19 protein-coding genes are annotated in these 20766 nt (G+C 51.6%); 7 read left to right on the top strand and 12 right to left on the bottom strand.

Going from position 1 to position 20766, the window contains the following annotated elements:
- Positions 1-27 precede the first annotated feature (27 nt).
- The 8 genes from rseP to rpsB all read right to left on the bottom strand — a co-directional run bounded on the left by rseP (position 28) and on the right by rpsB (position 7790).
- Positions 28-1377 carry a sigma E protease regulator RseP gene (rseP, locus tag AWR26_RS20925; protein WP_064568386.1) on the bottom strand — a complete coding sequence of 450 codons (1350 nt, stop codon included), beginning with the start codon at positions 1375-1377 and terminating at the stop codon, positions 28-30.
- An 11-nt stretch (positions 1378-1388) separates the two neighbouring features.
- Positions 1389-2246 carry a phosphatidate cytidylyltransferase gene (cdsA, locus tag AWR26_RS20930; protein ID WP_064568387.1) on the bottom strand — a complete coding sequence of 286 codons (858 nt, stop codon included), beginning with the start codon at positions 2244-2246 and terminating at the stop codon, positions 1389-1391.
- A gap of 12 nt (positions 2247-2258) precedes the next feature.
- A complete protein-coding gene (gene ispU, locus AWR26_RS20935; protein ID WP_043954934.1) occupies positions 2259-3017 on the bottom strand; it encodes a (2E,6E)-farnesyl-diphosphate-specific ditrans,polycis-undecaprenyl-diphosphate synthase in 759 nt (252 codons plus the stop codon).
- Positions 3018-3202: 185 nt separating this feature from the next.
- Positions 3203-4399 (bottom strand): 1-deoxy-D-xylulose-5-phosphate reductoisomerase, encoded by a 1197-nt coding sequence (ispC, locus tag AWR26_RS20940; RefSeq protein ID WP_064568388.1) that lies wholly within the window; start codon positions 4397-4399, stop codon positions 3203-3205.
- Positions 4400-4495: 96 nt separating this feature from the next.
- The gene (frr, locus tag AWR26_RS20945) at positions 4496-5053 is read right to left on the bottom strand and encodes a ribosome recycling factor (RefSeq protein WP_064568389.1); all 558 of its coding nucleotides are present in this window, start codon (positions 5051-5053) and stop codon (positions 4496-4498) included.
- Between the two features lie 148 nt (positions 5054-5201).
- Positions 5202-5927, bottom strand: a complete 726-nt coding sequence (pyrH, locus tag AWR26_RS20950; protein ID WP_007373225.1) for a UMP kinase — start codon at positions 5925-5927, stop codon at positions 5202-5204.
- A gap of 145 nt (positions 5928-6072) precedes the next feature.
- Positions 6073-6924: a translation elongation factor Ts gene (gene tsf / locus AWR26_RS20955; protein ID WP_064568390.1), complete on the bottom strand. Its 852-nt coding sequence runs from the start codon at positions 6922-6924 to the stop codon at positions 6073-6075.
- 140 nt (positions 6925-7064) lie between these two features.
- A complete protein-coding gene (gene rpsB, locus AWR26_RS20960) occupies positions 7065-7790 on the bottom strand; it encodes a 30S ribosomal protein S2 (protein ID WP_064568391.1) in 726 nt (241 codons plus the stop codon).
- Between the two features lie 308 nt (positions 7791-8098).
- On the opposite strand from rpsB, the gene map reads away from it, so the two are divergent.
- The 4 genes from map to AWR26_RS20980 all read left to right on the top strand — a co-directional run bounded on the left by map (position 8099) and on the right by AWR26_RS20980 (position 13087).
- Positions 8099-8890, top strand: coding sequence for a type I methionyl aminopeptidase (gene map / locus AWR26_RS20965; RefSeq protein ID WP_043954941.1), 792 nt, complete (start codon positions 8099-8101; stop codon positions 8888-8890).
- Between the two features lie 153 nt (positions 8891-9043).
- Positions 9044-11719, top strand: coding sequence for a bifunctional uridylyltransferase/uridylyl-removing protein GlnD (gene glnD, locus AWR26_RS20970; protein WP_064568392.1), 2676 nt, complete (start codon positions 9044-9046; stop codon positions 11717-11719).
- A gap of 32 nt (positions 11720-11751) precedes the next feature.
- On the top strand, positions 11752-12576 hold the full coding sequence (gene dapD, locus AWR26_RS20975) for a 2,3,4,5-tetrahydropyridine-2,6-dicarboxylate N-succinyltransferase (RefSeq protein WP_064568393.1): 825 nt from the start codon (positions 11752-11754) through the stop codon (positions 12574-12576).
- Positions 12577-12697: 121 nt separating this feature from the next.
- Entirely contained in the window at positions 12698-13087 is a 390-nt protein-coding gene (locus AWR26_RS20980; protein ID WP_007373219.1) for a DUF3461 family protein, read from the top strand.
- A gap of 42 nt (positions 13088-13129) precedes the next feature.
- On the opposite strand, the gene cdaR is transcribed toward AWR26_RS20980, so the two are convergent.
- The 3 genes from cdaR to dgt form a co-directional block, all read right to left on the bottom strand.
- Positions 13130-14287 (bottom strand): DNA-binding transcriptional regulator CdaR, encoded by a 1158-nt coding sequence (cdaR, locus tag AWR26_RS20985; RefSeq protein WP_020456602.1) that lies wholly within the window; start codon positions 14285-14287, stop codon positions 13130-13132.
- Positions 14288-14446: 159 nt separating this feature from the next.
- Positions 14447-15883 carry a serine endoprotease DegP gene (gene degP, locus AWR26_RS20990; protein WP_043954947.1) on the bottom strand — a complete coding sequence of 479 codons (1437 nt, stop codon included), beginning with the start codon at positions 15881-15883 and terminating at the stop codon, positions 14447-14449.
- A 135-nt stretch (positions 15884-16018) separates the two neighbouring features.
- The gene (gene dgt, locus AWR26_RS20995) at positions 16019-17533 is read right to left on the bottom strand and encodes a dGTPase (protein WP_064568394.1); all 1515 of its coding nucleotides are present in this window, start codon (positions 17531-17533) and stop codon (positions 16019-16021) included.
- A gap of 107 nt (positions 17534-17640) precedes the next feature.
- Between dgt and mtnN the strand changes: the two genes are divergently transcribed.
- From mtnN to AWR26_RS21010, 3 genes are read left to right on the top strand one after another with little or no spacing between them, the layout of a single operon-like run.
- Entirely contained in the window at positions 17641-18339 is a 699-nt protein-coding gene (mtnN, locus tag AWR26_RS21000) for a 5'-methylthioadenosine/S-adenosylhomocysteine nucleosidase (protein ID WP_064568395.1), read from the top strand.
- Between the two features lie 37 nt (positions 18340-18376).
- Positions 18377-19132, top strand: a complete 756-nt coding sequence (gene btuF / locus AWR26_RS21005; RefSeq protein WP_064569075.1) for a vitamin B12 ABC transporter substrate-binding protein BtuF — start codon at positions 18377-18379, stop codon at positions 19130-19132.
- Between the two features lie 14 nt (positions 19133-19146).
- Positions 19147-19770 carry a TRIC cation channel family protein gene (locus tag AWR26_RS21010; RefSeq protein ID WP_064568396.1) on the top strand — a complete coding sequence of 208 codons (624 nt, stop codon included), beginning with the start codon at positions 19147-19149 and terminating at the stop codon, positions 19768-19770.
- Between the two features lie 62 nt (positions 19771-19832).
- Here the strand turns inward: AWR26_RS21010 and AWR26_RS21015 are convergent, their stop codons facing one another.
- Positions 19833-20405, bottom strand: coding sequence for a response regulator transcription factor (locus AWR26_RS21015; protein WP_167351156.1), 573 nt, complete (start codon positions 20403-20405; stop codon positions 19833-19835).
- Positions 20406-20766 lie beyond the last annotated feature (361 nt).

Raw genomic sequence — 20766 nt, forward strand, 5'->3', positions numbered from 1 at the left:
ATTATGCGTTCTTCCTAACAAACTCTCTTACAACCGAGAGAAATCATTGAAAAGTGCAAGCCCCATTAACAGCACCAGCAAAATAGAGCCAATGCGATAACTAAAGTCTTGAACTCGCTCGGATACCGGTCCGCCTTTCAGCTTCTCAATCGCTAAAAACAGCAGATGCCCACCATCAAGGACGGGTAATGGGAACAGGTTAATAATGCCTAAGTTCACGCTTATCAATGCGAGGAACATCAGGTAGTAAATCAACCCGAACTCCGCTGACATCCCAGCCCCCTGAGCAATTGAGATTGGCCCACTGAGGTTGTTCAGTTTTACATCACCGGTGATCAATTTCCCCAACATACTGACCGTCAGCTTCATCAATTGCCACGTTTTATCCGTAGCTTCAACGATGGCGCTAAATGGCCCGTACTGGCGTACTGTCTTATATTCATCTGGCAGCGGAATAACTTTAGGCACAACGCCCGCGAAACCCTCTGCTTTGCTACCGGGTTTTGTATCCGGTATCAGTGTTAAAGACAAGGGAGCCCCCTGTCTTTCTACTTCCAACGCTAACGGCGTTCCCGGATTATCCCGCACCAGAGTAACGAACGTCATCCACTGAGTTAACTGCTGACCATCGACTTTAACGATCCTGTCGCCAGCTTGCAAACCTGCTTTACTGGCCGCTGATCCCACCTGCACCTCCGCGAGGATAGGCTCAAGCTGCGCAGCGCGCGGTCGAATACCCAGCGTAGCTACCGGATCGTCTTTATCAGGTTGAAAAGCCCAATGACGTAAATCCACGACCTTTTCCTGACGACTGTTGCTGCCGAACGGCGCTACGCTGATGGTCATCTGGCTATCGCCGATTTTTGACACCAACTGTAAGCGCACAGCATCCCAATCAGGCGTTTCGATGCCATCAATCGATTTAAGTTCCATTCCGGGTGCAATTTGCGCGTTTGCGGCGATGGAATTGGGCGTTATTTCACCAACAACGGGGCGAACACCGGGGACACCAATAATAAACACCAGCCAGTAGGCGAAGACGGCAAAGATAAAGTTAGCGATGGGACCCGCGGCAATAACGGCGGCGCGCTGGCCAACCGTTTTATTGTTGAAGGCGTAGTGGCGCATTTCCGGAGCAACCGGTTCAACGCGCTCATCCAGCATTTTGACGTAACCGCCCAGTGGAATCAGGGCAATTACAAATTCGGTGCCGTGTTTGTCTGTACGTCGACAGAGCGCTTTGCCAAAGCCGATGGAAAAACGCTCTACCCGGACGCCACAGCGACGAGCAACCCAGAAATGGCCAAATTCATGCACGGTGATCAACACACCCAGCGCAACTATGAACGCCGCCAGATTCCAGAGAATGCTCAGCATAAAACCTTCCGTCAAATCGTCCTGAAAACCAGCAATAACAGGCAGGCAAATACGGGTACTGCCGCTGTCAGGCTGTCAATGCGATCCAGTATACCGCCATGACCCGGAATAAGATGACCACTATCTTTAATACCGGCTTCACGCTTGAACATACTTTCGGTTAAATCGCCCAGTACTGAGGCCAGCGCAGCCACCACAGAGCAAATCAGCAGAGTAGATGGCGCTATCTCGAGATTCGCCCAGGTGCCATAGCCCCAGGAGATCACTCCGGCAGTCAGCAGACCGCCGAGAAAACCTTGCCAGGTTTTTCCCGGAGAGACTTTTGGCGCCAGCTTATGTTTACCGAATAATTTACCAAACATGTACGCGCCGGAATCAGCCCCCCAAACGAGGATCATGACATACAGCAACCACAGCGCGCCATCATAGTGGTTATCGTTGTAGTGCCAGGCGCGCAGTGTCAGCATGCCCCAAAAAAAAGGCACAATCGTTAATATGCCAAACACAAGACGCAAAACTCTGGAGTTGCGCCACAGCGTAGCAGACGCAGGGTAGCTCAGTACCAACAACAGAGCGCCCACCCACCAGGCCAGCGAAGCCCAAAGCGAGAGTTCCACCAGCGGTTGATGGATATTATTGTGATATTGCGGCAACAATAACAGCATGAGAGCTAATACCAGCCCACACAATACCGCCAGCCAAATCCGCTGAGAACGGGACGAAAAACCGCTCAGTTGCCCCCACTCCCACGCAGCAAGCATACAAACAGCGAGCGTAACGATCGCAAAACCCACCAGCGGCAACCAAAAAAGGGCTGCGATAACTACGGGAATTAATACAAAAGCAGAAATCAGGCGATACTTCAGCAAAAGCTACCCCCATCAGGCGTTTTCGCCACCAGGCTCGGTGCCGCCGAAACGACGCTCTCGATTGGCAAAGGCATGCAGCGCACCTTCAAAGTCTTGTTCATCAAAATCGGGCCAAAGAACATCAGTAAAGTAAAGTTCGGCATAGGCAATTTGCCAAAGTAAAAAGTTACTTATGCGATGTTCTCCACCAGTCCTAATCACTAAATCAACGGGAGCCAGCTCGTGCATGCAGACTTGCTTATTAAGCGTTCCTTCATCAATTTGATCCGGGCGTAACAGCCCTTCCTGCACTTGCACGGCTAATTGCCGGACTCCCTGGACGATATCCCAACGACCACCATAGTTCGCTGCGATATTCAGCGTCAGCCCGGTATTCTGGGCAGTCAACGCTTCTGCTTTGCGGATACGCTCCTGCAAGCGCATATTAAAACGACTGGTATCACCAATGATGCGCAAGCGCACATTGTGACGGTGCAGGCTTTTTACTTCACTATCCAGCGCCCACACAAACAGCTCCATCAGCGCACTCACTTCCTGCGCCGGGCGATTCCAGTTTTCACTACTAAAAGCATAAAGCGTCAGTGCATCGATACCATTGTTGGCGGCAAATGAGACCGCGCGGCGAACAGACTTTGCTCCAGCTCTGTGACCAAAGGCACGGAGTTTCCCCTGTCTTTTTGCCCAGCGACCATTGCCATCCATGATTATCGCAACATGGCGGCAGCCATGTGTTGGCAAATTTTCGCTTATCGGTTGGTTAGCTGACAACATAACGCGTTTTAGTCCCTGAAAAGGATTTAGCGGTACTCAGGAATACAAAGCCCTTACGCAAAAAAGCCGCGTAAACCACGGCTTACTCAATCCGCCATATCACAAACTGGCGATTTTGTGGCGCAGACTATATCACCGAAGCCTAACGCTAACAAATAGCACCGTTGCTCATGACTGTAATATCACTAGCTTGCGAGGCACATCACTTGTTTTTGCGCAACCTCACGAGCTTGCGCATCGACAGCAAGTACATCATCAATACTCTGCGGCTCTCGCAAATCCATCTGTTCAAGCACAGACAGATTAAGGGCAGCGATATCTGTAAAACGGATTGCAGATGCCAGGAATGCCGAGACGGTTACCTCGTTTGCTGCGTTCAGCGCCGTTGTCGCTGCCTGCCCTTCATCGGAGGCATCAATAGCCAGCTTCAGGCAAGGATAGCGATTGAAATCAGGCTCTGCGAAACTTAATGAACTCAGTTTGCAAAAATCGAGGGCATTGACACCAGACGGCACACGCTCAGGCCACGCCATCGTATGTGCAATGGGTGTACGCATATCCGGCTCACCCAACTGCGCCAAAACACTACCATCCTGATAGCGAACCATGGAGTGGATCACCGATTGCGGGTGAATCAGTACTTCCATCTGACGGGCAGCGGCATTAAACAACCAACGTGCTTCAATGTATTCCAGACCTTTATTCATCATGGTGGCGGAATCAACGGAGATTTTACGCCCCATTGACCAGTTCGGATGACGACATGCCTGATCCGGCGTCATTGCTGCCAAATCCGACAGCGGCGTCTCCCGGAACGGGCCACCAGACCCGGTAAGCAGAATAGACGAAACCCCATTCAGCTCAAGATCAGCGTACCCCAGGTTCTGCTGAATTGTTTCCGGTAAACTCTGAAAAATCGCGTTATGTTCGCTATCGACTGGCAAAAGCCGTGCGCCACTCTCTTTCACCGCCTCCATAAACAGACGCCCGCAGGTAACCAGCGCCTCTTTATTTGCCAGCAAAACGGTTTTACCGGCACGAATGGCAGCCAGTGTAGGCACAAGTCCGGCTGCGCCTACAATCGCCGCCATCACCTGATCGACGCCGTTAAGCGCGGCCATTTCGCAGGCGGCTTGCTGACCACTGAGTACTTCAGTACGGCAGCCATGCTCGCGCAGCGCCTGTTTCACTTGCTGTGCGCTGTGCGCGTCGTCCATGACGGCGAAACGAGGAGAGAATTCGAGACACTGCTCAATCATGCGGGCAACGTTCTTACCCGCGACAAGCGCAGTAACGGAAAAGCGTTCAGGGTTATGGCGAACCACATCAAGCGTGCTGCAACCAATAGAACCCGTTGAGCCCAGAAGGGTTAAATGCTTCATTAAACGCTCACAATGTTGCGAGGATAAAAAGCAAAACGCCGCCAGCAAAGCCACCGGAATGGCTCTCTGTACGGCGTTTTAGTCGGTTTTTTCGAATCAGAACTGCATCAGTTCCGCTTCTTTGTCCGCCAGCGCCGCTTCCACTTTTTTGATCGCAGCGTCAGTCAGCTTCTGCACGTCGTCCTGTGAACGACGATCGTCATCTTCACTGATTTCTTTATCTTTCAGCAGCGCTTTTACTTTATCGTTCGCGTCACGGCGGACGTTACGTACCGCAACACGAGCCTGTTCAGCTTCGCCGCGCACGATTTTAATCAGATCTTTACGACGTTCTTCCGTCAGCGCCGGCAGCGGAACGCGGATATCGCTACCCGCAGAGCTTGGATTCAGGCCCAGGTCAGAGGTCAGAATCGCTTTCTCAACAGCCGGGCTCATAGAACGATCGAACACGTTGATCTTCAGAGTACGGGAGTCTTCTACTGTCACGCTGGCCAGCTGACGCAGCGGAGTCGGCGTACCGTAATATTCCACAACGATGCCATCCAACAGACTCGGGGAAGCGCGGCCAGTGCGCACTTTGCTGATTTGGGTTTTGAACGCTTCAACGCATTTTTCCATGCGTACTTCAGCATCTTTTCTGATATCACTAATCACGTTACGGATCCTTGAAATCTTGTCGCAGACAGGCCATACAGCGGGTGTGCTAAGTATAGCCTGTTCAATTAATGGCACCGCAAGATGCCAGAAAGGACTGCTTAATAAATTAAAGCGGAATCTTACCTTTATTTATTGCTTACGGGAATTATTCCGTAATCAATGTGCCTTCTTTTTCGCCCATAACAACGCGACGCAGTGCGCCAGGTTTGTTCATGTTAAATACGCGAATCGGCAATTTGTGGTCGCGAGCCAGTGTAAAGGCAGCCAGATCCATCACTTTCAGTTCTTTGTCCAGCACTTCGGTATAGGTCAGTTGCTCACACAGGGTAGCAGTCGGATCTTGTACCGGATCGGCAGTGAACACACCGTCAACTTTCGTCGCTTTCAATACCACATCGGCTTCGATTTCGATGCCACGCAGGCACGCTGCGGAATCGGTGGTAAAGAACGGGTTACCGGTGCCCGCACTAAAAATCACAACGCGATTATTACGCAGCAGGCTGATCGCTTCTGCCCAACTGTAATTATCGCAGACGCCATTCAGCGGAAAAGCAGACATCAAACGCGCGTTCACATAGGCACGATGCAACGCATCACGCATTGCCAAGCCGTTCATAACCGTCGCCAGCATACCCATGTGGTCGCCCACAACACGGTTCATCCCCGCTTTCGCCAGACCAGCCCCACGGAACAGGTTACCACCGCCAATCACTACGCCAACCTGAACACCCAGTTCAACCAGCTCTTTAATTTCCTGCGCCATACGGTCGAGAATACTTGCGTCGATACCGAAGCCTTCTGATCCCTGGAGCGCTTCGCCGCTAAGCTTAAGCAGAATGCGTTTGTAGACGGGTTTTGCATTGGTAGCCATGTTTCTTTCCTGAGACTGTCAACAATTGGACGGGTTTAATACTGGCGTATGATACGTCGCCTGCCAGCGCAAACACTAGTGTGCTGGCTGATTTTCAGATGAAGGGCATAAAAAGAAGCCGCCCTCAGGCGGCTCCTTTTAATGATTAAGACTGTCTGGACATGGCAGCAACTTCTGCTGCAAAGTCAGTCTCAACTTTCTCGATGCCTTCACCCACTTCGAAACGAATGAAGCCAGTCACGTCAGCATTGTGCTCTTTCAGCAGCTGAGCAACGGTTTTGCTCGGATCCATAACGAAAGGCTGGCCGGTCAGAGAAACTTCGCCGGTGAATTTCTTCATGCGGCCTTCAACCATTTTCTCTGCGATTTCTTTCGGCTTGCCAGACTGCATGGCGATATCCAGCTGAACTTTGTACTCTTTTTCTACCACTTCAGCGGACACGTCTTCCGGCTTAACGAATTCCGGCTTGCTTGCAGCGATGTGCATAGCCAGCTGTTTAACCAGCTCTTCATCAGCATTTTTAGCTGCAACCAGAACACCGATACGCGCACCGTGCTGGTAAGAGCCCAGAACATCACCTTCCAGGGAAGATACGCGACGGATGTTGATGTTCTCACCGATTTTAGCAACCAGCGCTACACGCTCTTCTTCGAACTGTGCTTTCAGAGCTTCAACGTCAGTGATTTTGCCAGCAACCGCTGCGTCCAGAACTTTGTTCGCAAACGCCTGGAAACCGCCATCTTTAGCAACGAAGTCAGTCTGGCAGTTAACTTCCAGAATGATGCCGTAGGTGCCGTCGATTTTAGTGATGATCACGCCGTCAGCAGCAACGTTGCCTGCTTTTTTCGCCGCTTTGATCGCACCAGATTTACGCATGTTCTCGATCGCCAGCTCGATGTCGCCGTTCGCTTCGGTCAGCGCTTTTTTGCAATCCATCATGCCTGCGCCAGTACGTTCACGCAGCTCTTTTACCAGGGATGCGGTAATTTCAGCCATTCTTTAATCCTCGGGAGAGATATGACCTGCACGGTTTCAGGAACCAAACAGGCTTAAAAGTGAAAAAGGGGGCCATAAACAGGCCCCCTAACCAAACTCGGTACTACCTGCTCAATAAGGGGCTCAGAGAGCGTGCCTTATTATTCAGCTTCTACGAAGCTTTCTTCCGCCTGAGTAGCCAGATCCGAAGAACGGCCTTCACGAACGGTAGCAGCAACGGCACCCAGATACAGGCTAATAGCACGGATTGCATCGTCGTTACCCGGGATAACGAAGTCAACGCCGTCCGGATCGGAGTTGGTATCAACGATAGCAAATACCGGAATACCCAGGTTGTTTGCTTCTTTGATTGCGATGTGCTCGTGGTCAGCGTCGACGATGAACATAGCGTCCGGCAGACCGTTCATATCTTTGATACCGCCCAGGCTGTTTTCCAGCTTCTCCAGCTCACGAGTACGCATCAGCGCTTCTTTCTTGGTCAGCTTGTCGAAGGTACCGTCCTGAGACTGAGTTTCCAGGTCTTTCAGACGTTTGATGGACTGACGAACGGTTTTCCAGTTAGTCAGCATACCGCCCAGCCAGCGATAGTTCACGTAGAACTGTTCGCAGCTTGTAGCAGCTTCTTTCACCGGCTCGCTTGCTGCGCGTTTAGTACCAACGAACAAAATTTTGCCTTTACGGGCAGCAATTTTTTTCAGCTCTTCCAGAGCGTCGTTGAACATTGGGACAGTTTTCTCAAGGTTGATGATATGAACTTTGTTACGCGCACCGAAGATGAACGGCTTCATTTTCGGGTTCCAGTAACGGGTCTGGTGACCGAAGTGTGCACCAGCCTTGAGCATGTCGCGCATGGAAACAGTTGCCATGATTAAAACCTCTATATAAAAGTTGGGGTTATGCCTCCACGTATCCCATATTACCGACCCCGAAGGGCACCCCGGAATATGTGCCGATACGTGTGTGTTATTACACAAAATGAGATTTGTGGCTCACGTCCCAAAAACAGGAACAGAGTCCGGCGCGCTTTATACCACAAAACGCTGCAGGAAACCAATAGTTGTTGACGCAGCGTGCTGTTACCGATTCTCAATTTGGCACAAGCAACGCCTGACTGTTACCATTGACAGCACTAACCTGGTATAGTCGAAAAATTCGACACTGACGGACTCACTCCATGGCTATCTCTATTAAAACTCCTGAAGAAATCGAAAAAATGCGCGTCGCCGGCCGTCTCGCCGCCGAAGTGCTGGAAATGATCGAACCGTACATTAAACCGGGCGTCACCACCGGCGAGCTTGATCGCATCTGCAACGACTACATCGTTAACGAGCAGCACGCGATCTCCGCCTGCCTCGGTTATCACGGCTTCCCGAAATCCGTATGCATCTCTATTAATGAAGTGGTTTGCCACGGCATTCCGGATGATGAAAAACACCTGAAAGATGGCGATATCGTCAATATCGACGTGACCGTCATCAAAGATGAATATCACGGCGACACGTCCAAAATGTTTATTGTCGGCAAACCGACCATCCTGGGCGAGCGTCTGTGCCACGTCACTCAAGAGAGCCTTTACCTGGCGCTGCGCATGGTGAAACCGGGTATCCGCCTGCGCACGCTGGGCGCAGCGATCCAAAAGTATGTTGAAGCGCAGGGCTTTTCCGTGGTCCGTGAATATTGCGGTCACGGTATTGGCCGTGTGTTCCACGAAGAGCCGCAGGTTCTGCACTATGATGCTGACGACGGCGGCGTTGTGTTGCAGGCCGGTATGACTTTCACCATTGAACCGATGGTCAATGCGGGCGATTACCGTATTCGCACCATGAAAGATGGCTGGACGGTAAAAACCAAAGACCGCAGTCTGTCAGCGCAATATGAACATACCATTGTGGTGACCGAAACCGGCTGCGAGATCCTGACGCTGCGTAAAGATGACACCATCGACGCGGTGCTGACCGCCGCCTGAGTCGGCGTATTTCGGCTACCTTAACGGTCCGCTCTGCGGGCCGTTTTTTTTGCCCTTTTTTCGCCAGCGTCATAGATATAAACGACTTTTCATTTCTTACCATCTCTTTTAATTTGTCTATACATAACCCCGCATGCCGAATGGGTGGCGATAATGAGTAATCTCTCTTCCGAACAGTTTGTCAGTACAGTACAACCCACCCTTCCCGGCCAGCCGGCGTATCCTGGCAGCTGGTCTCAGGACGAATTGCAGTGCGCCAGCATTAAAGCGCACATTGACGCCTTTCAGCAGTGGCTGGGGCACGTTTTTGATGCGGGCATTTCCGCAGAACAATTGATTGAAGCCCGCACCGAATTTATCGATCAGCTTTTGCAGCGCTTATGGCTGGGGTACGGTTTCGGTGAAGTTGGCGATATCGCGCTGGTTGCGGTAGGCGGTTACGGCCGGGGTGAACTGCACCCCTTATCGGATATCGATCTGTTGATTCTCAGCCGTAACAAACTTCCCGATGAACGGGCGCAAAAGATCGGCGAGCTACTGACGCTGCTGTGGGATGTGAAACTGGAGGTTGGTCACAGCGTACGTACGCTGGATGAGTGTTTGCAGGAGGGGCTATCGGATCTCACTGTCGCCACGAACCTGATTGAATCGCGGCTGCTGATTGGCGATGTCGCGCTGTTTCTGGAATTGCAAAAGCACATCTTTAGCGATGACTTCTGGCCTTCCGAAACCTTCTTCCCGGCCAAAGTGGCGGAGCAAAATGAACGTCACCAGCGCTATCACGGCACCAGCTATAATCTTGAACCGGATATAAAAAGCAGCCCCGGCGGGCTGCGCGACATCCATACGTTGCAGTGGGTCGCTCGCCGTCATTTTGGCGCAACATCGCTGGATGAAATGGTCGGTTTCGGCTTTTTGACCGAAGCCGAACGCAATGAGCTGAATGAGTGTTTACACCTGCTGTGGCGGATCCGCTTCGCGTTGCATCTGGAGCTAAATCGCTACGACAACCGCCTGCTTTTTGATCGGCAGCTCAGCGTTGCCCAACGTCTGAATTACGCAGGCGAAGGCAATCAGCCGGTTGAGCATATGATGAAAGATTTCTTCCGCGTCACGCGCCGCGTCAGCGAGCTGAATCAGATGCTGCTGCAACTCTTTGACGAAGCTATTCTGGCGCTGACTGACGATGAAAGGCCGCGCGCGATTGATGATGAGTTCCAGTTGCGCGGCACGCTGATCGACCTGCGCGATGAGACGCTATTCATTCGCGAGCCGCAGGCGATTTTGCGCATGTTTTATATCATGGTACGCAATAGCACGATTACCGGGATCTACTCCACCACCCTGCGCCATCTGCGTCACGCGCGTCGCCATCTGACACAGCCGCTATGCTATATCCCGGAAGCACGCTCGATTTTCCTCAGCATGCTTCGCCACCCCGGCGCGGTCAGCCGCGGGCTGCTGCCGATGCACCGCCACAGCGTATTGTGGGCTTATATGCCGCAGTGGTCGCACATTGTTGGTCAGATGCAGTTTGACCTGTTCCACGCCTATACCGTGGACGAACATACCATCCGCGTACTGCTGAAGCTGGAGAGCTTCGGCAAAGAAGAGACGCGCAATAAGCACCCCTTGTGCGTGGAGCTATGGCCGCGCCTGACACACCAGGAACTGATACTGATTGCCGCATTGTTCCATGATATCGCCAAAGGTCGCGGCGGCGATCACTCGGTGCTCGGCGCGCAGGATGTATTGAAATTTGCGGAATTACACGGGCTGAACTCGCGGGAAACCCAGCTCGTTGCCTGGCTGGTACGTCATCACTTGCTGATGTCAGTCACCGCCCAGCGCCGCGATATTCAGGATCCGGAAGTGATCAAACAGTTCGCCGAAGAGGTGCAAACGGAGAACCGCCTGCGCTTCCTCGTCTGCCTGACCGTCGCGGATATTTGCGCCACCAATGAAACACTGTGGAATAGCTGGAAACAGAGCCTGTTGCGCGAACTCTATTTCGCCACCGAAAAACAGTTGCGCCGCGGTATGCAAAACACGCCGGATATGCGCGAACGAGTGCGCCACCATCAGTTGCAGGCGCTGGCGCTACTGCGGATGGACAATATTGATGAAGAGCAACTGCACCAGATCTGGGCGCGCTGTCGCGCCAACTATTTTGTTCGCCACAGCCCAAATCAGCTTGCCTGGCATGCGCGACACTTATTGCAGCACGATCTGAGCAAACCGATGATCCTGCTGAGCCCGCAGGCAACGCGCGGCGGTACCGAGATCTTTATCTGGAGCCCGGATCGGCCGTACCTGTTTGCCGCCGTCTGCGCCGAACTCGACAGACGCAACCTCAGCGTCCATGACGCGCAAATCTTTACCACGCGCGATGGCATGGCGATGGATACCTTTATCGTGCTGGAACCGGATGGCAGCCCGCTCTCCGCCGATCGTCATGATGCTATCTGTTTCGGGCTGGAACAGGCGATTACCCAGCGCAGCTGGCAGCCGCCGCAACCGCGTCGCCAGCCGGCTAAATTACGCCACTTTACGGTGGATACTGAGGTGAATTTCCTGCCGACACACACCGACAGAAAATCGTTCCTGGAATTGATTGCTCTTGATCAGCCAGGCCTGCTGGCGCGGGTCGGTCAGGTGTTCGCGGATCTGGGAATTTCGCTGCATGGCGCCCGAATTACAACCATTGGTGAGCGAGTAGAAGATTTATTCATAATCGCAACTGCCGACCGGCGTGGCCTTAATAATGCGCTGCAAAAGGAGGTACAACAACGGTTGACAGAGGCCCTCAATCCAAACGATAAAGGGTGATTGATTTTTTACACTGATGGAAAGAGTAAACAATGCAGCAGTTACAGAACGTTATTGAAGCGGCTTTCGAGCGTCGCGCAGAGATCACCCCGGCAAATGTGGATACCGTAACCCGCGAAGCGGTAAATCAGGTTATTGCCCTGCTCGATTCCGGCGCACTGCGTGTCGCAGAAAAAATCGAAGGCCAGTGGGTCACTCATCAATGGCTGAAAAAGGCCGTTCTGCTCTCTTTCCGCATTAACGATAACCAGGTTATCGACGGTGCGGAAAGCCGCTACTTCGATAAAGTGCCGATGAAATTCACCGACTATGACGAAGCGCGCTTTCAGAAAGAAGGTTTCCGCGTGGTTCCGCCAGCAGCGGTTCGTCAGGGCGCATTTATTGCCCGTAATACTGTGCTGATGCCGTCTTACGTGAACATCGGCGCTTATGTTGATGAAGGTACGATGGTGGATACCTGGGCGACCGTAGGCTCCTGCGCGCAGATTGGTAAGAATGTTCACCTCTCTGGCGGCGTCGGTATTGGCGGTGTTCTGGAGCCATTACAGGCAAACCCGACTATCATTGAAGATAACTGCTTTATCGGTGCGCGTTCAGAAGTAGTGGAAGGCGTTATCGTTGAAGAAGGTTCGGTTATCTCGATGGGCGTTTATATCGGCCAGAGCACGCGAATTTACGATCGTGAAACTGGCGAAGTGCATTACGGCCGTGTACCGGCTGGCTCTGTGGTTGTTTCCGGCAACCTGCCATCTAAAGATGGCAAATACAGCCTGTACTGCGCTGTAATCGTGAAGAAAGTTGATGCCAAAACCCGTGGCAAAGTAGGTATTAACGAACTGCTGCGCACCATCGACTAAGTCTTTCCCTCTCCCTGTTTGGGAGAGGGTGATATATCCCGCCTTTTTTGCATTTTCATGTGGCAAAAATAGATTTTTTCATTAATTATTCATAGGTTATGTTGAGCTTAAGGGTACCGCTATGTACGATAATCTGAAAAGTTTAGGCATCACCAATCCTGATGAAATCGATCGCTATAGCCTCCGCCAGGAAGCGAACAACGATATTCTGAAAATCTATTTTCATAAGGACAAAGGCGAGTTTTTTGCCAAGAGCGTCAAATTCAAATACCCCCGCCAGCGTAAAACAGTCGTCGCCGACGGTGTAGGACAAGGCTATAAAGAGGTGCAGGAGATCAGTCCTAACCTGCGCTATGTAATTGATGAGCTGGATCAAATCTGCCAGCGCGATCGCACTGAAGTCGATCTGAAACGTAAGATCCTTGACGATCTACGCCATCTTGAAAGTGTAGTGACCAATAAGATTAATGAAATCGAATCCGATCTTGAGAAGCTGACCCGCAACAAATAAGTCCATTTCGCCGGGTGGAATCTTCCCTCACCCGGCAAAATATCAATGTTGTTCATCCAGTTGCAGCGCCACGTACAGCAGCAACCTGTCATCGAAATTGCCTAAATCCAGCCCCGTCAGTTCAGAGATACGATTCAGTCGATATTCCAGCGTGTTTCGGTGAATAAACAGCGCCTTCGATGTTGCCAGCGGTTGCACGTTATGACGAAACCAGGCCGCCAGCGTACGGCGCAGTAACCCGTTGTTATCCATTGCTTTTAAACGAGACAGTGGACGCGCCAGTTCATTGGCCTGCCAGCCGCCGCGCAAACTGTCGAGCAGCACCGGCAGCATTAAATCCTGGTAAAAGTAACTGCGGCTTTCCGGCATACGCTGTTTGCCCACCATCATGGTGGTACGCGCCGTGCGATACGATCGGGCAATGCTGCCCGGCCCGGTAAAATAGTTGCCCAGCGCGACACGAAAGCGCAGCTGGCCATTCTCTTTCATTCGGGTAATCAATTGTTCTACACGTTTGCGGTGATCTTCCGCATCCCAGCGACCAAACTGATTGAGCGCCGGTTTCAGCACCACCATTTCAGTCAGTGAGACAATCGCAATCAGGTTGTTGCGTTCCGGTGTCGTCAGCGCATTTTGCAGTTGTTGTAGCTCAGCCATTGCGCTATCCACGCCCAATTGGCCGCTGTCCACTTCCACCACCGCAACGACACGCGGCTGATTTAAATCTATGCCGAGGCGCTGCGCCCACTCAGTTAACGCCGGAGTGTGCTCTTCGGCCTGGATCAGATTCATCACCAGCTCTTCACGCAGGCGACTATCCTGCGCCAGCAGATGCATCAGACGAGACTGTTCCAGCATCATTTCGGCAGTCATACAGACCAGTTCGCCATATTTACGTAACGTTTCCGGCTCGCCGGTCAGACCGATAACGCCAACAATTTCCCCTTCAAGACGCAGCGGCAAGTTGATGCCCTGACGTACGCCATGCAGATGGCGGGCAACCGCGTCATCAATATCGACAACACGCCCCTGGGAGAGAACCAATAGCGCACCTTCGTGCAATTCACCAATTCGTTCACGATCGCCACTACCGATGATGCGACCGCGTGCATCCATGACGTTAATGTTCGTATCGATGATGCGCATCGTCCGCGCCACGATATCCTGTGCCATTTTAGTATCAAGATGCCAGCCAGCCATGTAACCCTCCCCTGTGCAGAGCCCAAGCATATGGGAGAAAGTCCTGGCAATCACTGTGCAAATGCACAAAGCAACATTCGGAAGTATGGAGTTGTGGAAGGCCTCACAAAACAGGAGGAGAACCCTCTTCCCCGACATGGAGGAAGAGGGCCTGGCAGGTTACTGCATCAGCAGGTAGATGGAAGTATCACCACGCTGAATGTTCAGCGCCAGTACGGAAGGTTTGCTGTCGAGAATTTTGCGCAACTCGGCGATATTTTTCACCGGCTGCTGGTTCGCGCCAACAATGACATCACCTTTTTTCAGGCCAATCTGCGCCGCCTGGGAGTTGGCTTTCACCGAATTCACCACCACGCCGCCATCTTTGCCTTTATTACTCATTTCCGCGCCATCAATTCCGCTGAAAATAGTGCTGGAATCAACCTGGTTCTGGCTGCTCTGTTGCAGTTCCAGCGTAATGTTCACCGGTTTGCCATCACGCAACATGCCCAGTTCAACTTTGCTGCCAATCGGCATTGAACCCACTTCAGCACGCAGTGCGGCAAAGCTGCTGATAGGCTTGCCATTAAGCGAAGTAATCACGTCACCTGCTTTCACACCGGCTTTCGCAGCGGCAGAATTCGGCATAACCTGGCTGACAAACGCCCCGCGCTGCGCATCGACTTTCATCGCTTTCGCCAGCTCGGAGTTCAGCTCGGTGCCCATAATACCCAGTTCCCCACGGCGAACCTGACCGTACTGAACCATCTGCCCGGTAAGGTTTTTCACCATATTACTTGGGATAGCGAAGCCGATACCGATGTTGCCGCCGTCCGGCGCAAGGATCGCGGTGTTGATACCAATCAACTCACCGTTCAGGTTCACCAGCGCACCGCCGGAGTTCCCGCGGTTAATTGCCGCATCGGTCTGGATAAAGTTTTCATAGTTTTCCGCATTCAGGCCGCTACGGCCCAGCGCAGAAACAATCCCGGAAGTCACGGTTTCACCCAGGCCGAATGGGTTACCAATCGCCACGGTATAATCGCCCACGCGCAGCGCATCAGAGTCGGCAATCTTAATCGCCGTCAGGTTTTTCGGATCCTGGATTTGAATCAGCGCGATATCAGAACGCGGATCTTTACCCACGACTTTGGCGTCAAATTTGCGCCCATCGCTCAGTTGTACCTTGATAGTATTTGCGTTATCCACGACGTGGTTGTTAGTAACGACATAGCCTTTCGCTGCATCAATAATCACCCCGGAGCCCAACGCCATAAATTTCTGCTGCTGGCTGTCGGCACCGCCCTGACCACCCTGGCCGCCGCCCTGGCAGAACGGCGAGCCCTGGAACGGTGATCCATCCTGGCAGAACGGTGAATTATCACCGAAGAACTGCTGGAAGTTGCGCGGCATACGCGGTGTGTTTACCGTGGTGCTGCCTTCAACATTGATACTCACGACCGATGGCATAACTTTTTCCAGCATCGGCGCGAGGCTTGGCATTTGCTGCGATGTGGTGGCTGAAGATGCCGTTTCCGCTGCCATAGCCGACAGAGGGGACAGCGCTAAACTTAAACTCAGAGCCAATGCACTCATTGCTAACGTGGTTTTTTTCATGTCTCTCAATCTCATTACCGATTAACGCAAACTGCTGTGTATGTGTCACTCAGAGTCGATTTATAGCCTGAAGTTCAGGAATCAAGTGTCTGGAAAAAGTAAAAATTTATTGGCAGTCTTTACAATTCAAACAGGTTATTCCACGGCCATCATCCGTCTATATTCGTCCCATGAATATAGATCTGTCATACCGCTAATATAGTCCTGAATTAATCGACAACGGTGATAATACTCCAGCACCGGATACGCCAAAGCATCGGGCGATAATTTGCTGACCGCCTCGACATACGCGAGCCGGTGGCGCGTCGAAAGTTTATGAAACAGGCGCGATTCAATCGGGAAACGACGCAAGCGTTCTTTTTCCACCAGCTCGGTAAAATCCGCCAGTGATAATTGCAACAACGGGCGGTAAATTTCCAGCAGCCCGCTAATCACGCGATAACCCTGTAATTCCAGTTGCTCGACGTCCGGGTGGCTGAACACCTGTTTAATGGCGACATTTTTATATAATTCAAGTAGCTGGCTGAAGTCACTATCATCCTCCAGCAAAGCATGGTTGAATTCTCCGCTGAAAATTTGCGGCAGATTATCGATAAATCGTTGTGCAGCATAGGGCACCAGTTTATTCAGCGTATTCACCCGCAAATACATGAAGAACTGATCTTCTGCGCTGCGGCTCATAGAATTAACACGAGATTTGTCCCACGCATTTTCGACAACCTGAGCAAACAGCGATCCTTTTTCATGCTCGCCCCAGGCATCATAAAGATGCTGATAAAGTTGCTCGGCAGTGAAAATACGTTTCTCAACGGCATCTTCCAGATCGGCGACACAATAAGAGATATCGTCGGCAGCCTCCATTATCCACGTCAAAGGAAAGCGGCTGTAAGTATCGAGATCTAATTCTTTACGTAAGCGCGCAACATACGCTTCCTCGGAAAAATAATAACCCGGCTTTTTCATTAAATAGCTGTGCGAAGCTGGCGGTTCTCCAACCCACCACGCCGGACGGGTATATTTTAAAATACAGCCCACCTGCGCCCAGGTCAGATTCATTCGCATTAATGTATGCACCAGACGAATGCCCTGCGCATTACCTTCAAAATGGCTTAAATCGTGACGAACCTTGCAGCGCAGCGCGTTAAGTTCATCCTCCCCTTCGCGCAGACGCAGTGCCACCACTTCGCAGCGATCGTCAGATGATGGCTGTCCGACAGCGTCATCCGGTGACAAACGCTGGCGGAACCAGTCATTAATGGCCGCTTCGCCAAAATGACCGAATGGCGGGTTGCCGATATCGTGCATCAGACAGGCCATTTCGACGATACTTTCGAAGGGCCCGGTCAGTTCATCCAGGCCATACGTTTCCAGCAGGCGCTGCTCTTTCAGACGGCTGAGGATCTCTTTGGCGATATAGCGCCCCACTTGCTGTACTTCCAGCGAGTGCGTCAACCGCGTACGAACTGCCGCATTTCGCTCCAGCGGGAAGACCTGAGTTTTTTGCTGCAAACGCCGGATAGCGGGAGAGTTGATGATCCGCCCGCGATCGCTTTCAAAAATACGCAGAATTTCACGTTCGGTTTTCACGCCCTGCGGCGAACGATAGCGGCGGTGCCAGTTTATCTTGTTGCGAAAATCGATCTCTGCCATTTCCTCTCCTGTGCGAAGCGTCACGGGATATCATTACAATCCTGTATGCCATGATAGACTATGCCCTGGAAACGTAATTCTGTCCTATCACATTAGCGAGTATCTCCATGAAAATTGGCATTATTGGTGCAATGGAAGAAGAAGTTACGCTGCTGCGTGACAAAATCGAAAACCGTCAAACGCTCAACGTTGGCGGCAGCGAAATCTACACCGGTACGCTGAATGGCACAGACGTCGCGCTGCTGAAATCAGGCATTGGTAAAGTTGCCGCGGCGATGGGCGCGACCCTGCTGCTGGAGCGTTGCCAGCCGGACGTGATTATCAATACGGGTTCCGCTGGTGGCCTTGCACCGACGCTGAAAGTGGGTGATATCGTGGTGTCTGACGAAGCGCGTTATCACGATGCCGATGTCACCGCATTCGGTTATGAATATGGCCAGCTTCCGGGCTGCCCGGCCGGGTTTAAAGCCGATGATAAACTGATTGCTGCTGCAGAAGCCTGCATTAATGAGCTGGATCTGCATGCTGTGCGCGGGCTGATTGTCAGCGGCGATGCTTTTATTAACGGCTCCGTTGGCCTGGCGAAAATCCGTCACAACTTCCCGCAGGCGATTGCCGTAGAAATGGAAGCTACTGCCATTGCTCATGTTTGCCATAACTATGGCATTCCGTTTGTGGTTGTGCGCGCCATCTCTGACGTTGCCGATCAGCAGTCCCACCTCAGCTTTGATGAGTTCCTGGCCGTGGCGGCGAAGCAGTCCAGCCTGATGGTTGAAACTTTGGTGCAGAAACTGGCTCGTGGTTAATCATTTTTTCAGGGTGCTTGCCGCCCTGCTTGTTCTGATGCCGGCGTGGTTGTTCGCCGCGCCGCGCGTCATCACCCTCTCCCCGGCCAATACAGAACTGGCATTTGCCGCAGGCATCACTCCCGTTGCCGTCAGCAGCTATTCTGATTACCCGTCCGCAGCAGCAAAAATTGAGCAGGTTGCCAGTTGGCAAGGCATCAATCTTGAACGCATTGTCGCGCTGAAGCCCGATCTGGTACTGGCATGGCGCGGCGGTAATACGGAGCGTCAGGTCAACCAGCTAAAACAGTTCGGTATCACCGTAATGTGGGTGGATAACATTACCATTGAGCAGGTGGCGGATACGCTGCATAAACTGGCGCCCTACAGCCCAAGGCCGCAACAGGCAGAACAAGCGGCTCAACATCTGCTTGCCGAATACCAGACGCTAAAATCCCGCTATGCCAGTCAGCCCAAAAAACGGGTCTTTCTGCAATTTGGCGCGCAACCGCTGTTTACCAGTGGAAAAGGGTCAATTCAGAACGAGGTTCTGGAGCTTTGCGGCGGGGAAAATATTTTCGCCGCCAGCCGCGTGCCGTGGCCGCAGGTAAGCCGTGAACAGGTGCTTGCACGGCAGCCGCAGTCGATTGTTGTTGCGGGAGAAGCGGACGAAATCCCCAAAATTGAACAGTTCTGGCAAAACCAGCTGAATGTACCGATTATTTCTCTGCACGGTGACTGGTTTGAACGGGCAAGCCCGCGTATTATCCTCGCCGCTCAACAACTCTGTACTGCCCTTGCGCAGGTGAAATAACTGGGGAATCAACCATGCTGGTTTACTGGCTGGATATTATTGGCACCGCCGTATTTGCGATCTCGGGCGTTTTGCTGGCCGGGAAATTACGTATGGACCCTTTCGGCGTGCTGGTACTTGGCGTCGTGACAGCCGTTGGCGGCGGGACCATCCGTGATATGGCATTAGCGCACGGGCCAGTATTCTGGGTGAAAGATCCTACCGATCTCGTTATCGCCATGGTGACCTGCATGCTGACAATTGTGCTGGTACGTCAGCCCCGGCGTTTGCCCAAATGGATCCTGCCGGTGCTGGATGCGGTGGGATTAGCAGTTTTTGTCGGTATCGGCGTCAACAAAGCGTTTATCGCCGAAACCGGGCCGCTTATTGCTATTTGCATGGGCGTATTAACCGGTGTTGGCGGCGGGATTATTCGCGATGTCCTGGCGCGCGAAGTGCCGATGATCCTGCGCACCGAAATCTACGCGACGGCCTGTATCGCCGGGGGGATTGTCCACGCCACGGCGTTTTACTTCTTTGCCGTGCCGCTGGAAACCGCCAGTATGCTGGGCATGGTGGTGACGTTGGTTATTCGCCTGGCCGCAATTCGCTGGCATCTGAAGTTACCGACCTTTGCGCTGGATGATACCGGGCGCTGATCGGCAGCCCGGATTAGCGCCTCAGGTGCAGATTGTTCTGCTATTGATGGTCAGCCTGTTTTTTAAAGCAGGCTGTGAATATAAAAATATTTAATTAGCTCGCCATTATTACGCAAATTCAGTTTTTTCATTGCGTTCATTTTTTGGGTAGCAACGGTACTTATCGCCCGACAACGTTTTTCAGCAATCTCAAGTAAGCTATATCCCTCAGAGAACATTTTTATCACTTCCCACTCTTTCTTTGATAATTTCTCGTATTTACGGCCATACAATTGATTCGTAATATAATTCGAAATATATTTCCGCTGTATTTCTGGATTTAATACGTGCTCAATTGCCTGTTTCAGTTCAGACGAACTATCGCTCATGCTAATAATTGCATCAACATTCATCTTTACCAGTTGGTCAATGATATGTGCATCGGCTTCCAGCAGAATCAACAGGACTTTGCTACCAGAGGCAAGCACACCGTCCGTTGTTTGCTGCAAATGCTGACTGGTATTGTTGATGATAGTAAACCATGTGCCGAGGTCGAGAATAATGAGATCAACAGGCCGTGTGCTGGTGATTTGCAAAAGCGCATCGGCATTCTTAAATACGCTAAATGTAATTTCAATATTCTTATTATCCGGCACGCATTCTATCAGCAGTTTGTTTAGTATGTTGAATTTATTTAGCAGTGCTATATTAATACTTTGAAGACAATTATGCATCCATGCCTCACTAAATGTCCTTCCTGGTCAATTATTACTATGCGGTTTTATGTGTGAGTAACAATAGTAGATACTAACACTTCCCAAAAAGTTGTCGCTGAAATAATCACTGCCACCTTGAAATTAAGAAAATTATATCGTTAAAATTAATTCTTATGTTTTCATAGCAACAATAAAACAGTTTATATCCATAACATTAATTAGCATGATGCGACGTTATACTCACGCTCAGAGACGATGATAAACACATCAGGATCGGTGAAAACAAAAAAGCCGCGTCGAT

It is taken from the genome of Kosakonia oryzae, from assembly GCF_001658025.2.
Classification (GTDB): domain Bacteria; phylum Pseudomonadota; class Gammaproteobacteria; order Enterobacterales; family Enterobacteriaceae; genus Kosakonia; species Kosakonia oryzae.

Excerpts from the sequence above, each read along its gene's own strand:
- dapD (WP_064568393.1), top strand. The coding sequence starts at position 11,752 with ATGCAGCAGTTACAGAACGTTATTGAAGCGGCTTTCGAGCGTCGCGCA.
- dgt (WP_064568394.1), bottom strand. The coding sequence starts at position 17,533 with ATGGCAGAGATCGATTTTCGCAACAAGATAAACTGGCACCGCCGCTAT.
- btuF (WP_064569075.1), top strand. The coding sequence starts at position 18,377 with ATGCCGGCGTGGTTGTTCGCCGCGCCGCGCGTCATCACCCTCTCCCCG.
- pyrH (WP_007373225.1), bottom strand. The coding sequence starts at position 5,927 with ATGGCTACCAATGCAAAACCCGTCTACAAACGCATTCTGCTTAAGCTT.
- AWR26_RS20980 (WP_007373219.1), top strand. The coding sequence starts at position 12,698 with ATGTACGATAATCTGAAAAGTTTAGGCATCACCAATCCTGATGAAATC.
- cdaR (WP_020456602.1), bottom strand. The coding sequence starts at position 14,287 with ATGGCTGGCTGGCATCTTGATACTAAAATGGCACAGGATATCGTGGCG.
- tsf (WP_064568390.1), bottom strand. The coding sequence starts at position 6,924 with ATGGCTGAAATTACCGCATCCCTGGTAAAAGAGCTGCGTGAACGTACT.
- AWR26_RS21010 (WP_064568396.1), top strand. The coding sequence starts at position 19,147 with ATGCTGGTTTACTGGCTGGATATTATTGGCACCGCCGTATTTGCGATC.
- ispU (WP_043954934.1), bottom strand. The coding sequence starts at position 3,017 with ATGTTGTCAGCTAACCAACCGATAAGCGAAAATTTGCCAACACATGGC.
- rseP (WP_064568386.1), bottom strand. The coding sequence starts at position 1,377 with ATGCTGAGCATTCTCTGGAATCTGGCGGCGTTCATAGTTGCGCTGGGT.
- glnD (WP_064568392.1), top strand. The coding sequence starts at position 9,044 with ATGAGTAATCTCTCTTCCGAACAGTTTGTCAGTACAGTACAACCCACC.
- rpsB (WP_064568391.1), bottom strand. The coding sequence starts at position 7,790 with ATGGCAACTGTTTCCATGCGCGACATGCTCAAGGCTGGTGCACACTTC.
- degP (WP_043954947.1), bottom strand. The coding sequence starts at position 15,883 with ATGAAAAAAACCACGTTAGCAATGAGTGCATTGGCTCTGAGTTTAAGT.
- ispC (WP_064568388.1), bottom strand. The coding sequence starts at position 4,399 with ATGAAGCATTTAACCCTTCTGGGCTCAACGGGTTCTATTGGTTGCAGC.
- mtnN (WP_064568395.1), top strand. The coding sequence starts at position 17,641 with ATGAAAATTGGCATTATTGGTGCAATGGAAGAAGAAGTTACGCTGCTG.
- map (WP_043954941.1), top strand. The coding sequence starts at position 8,099 with ATGGCTATCTCTATTAAAACTCCTGAAGAAATCGAAAAAATGCGCGTC.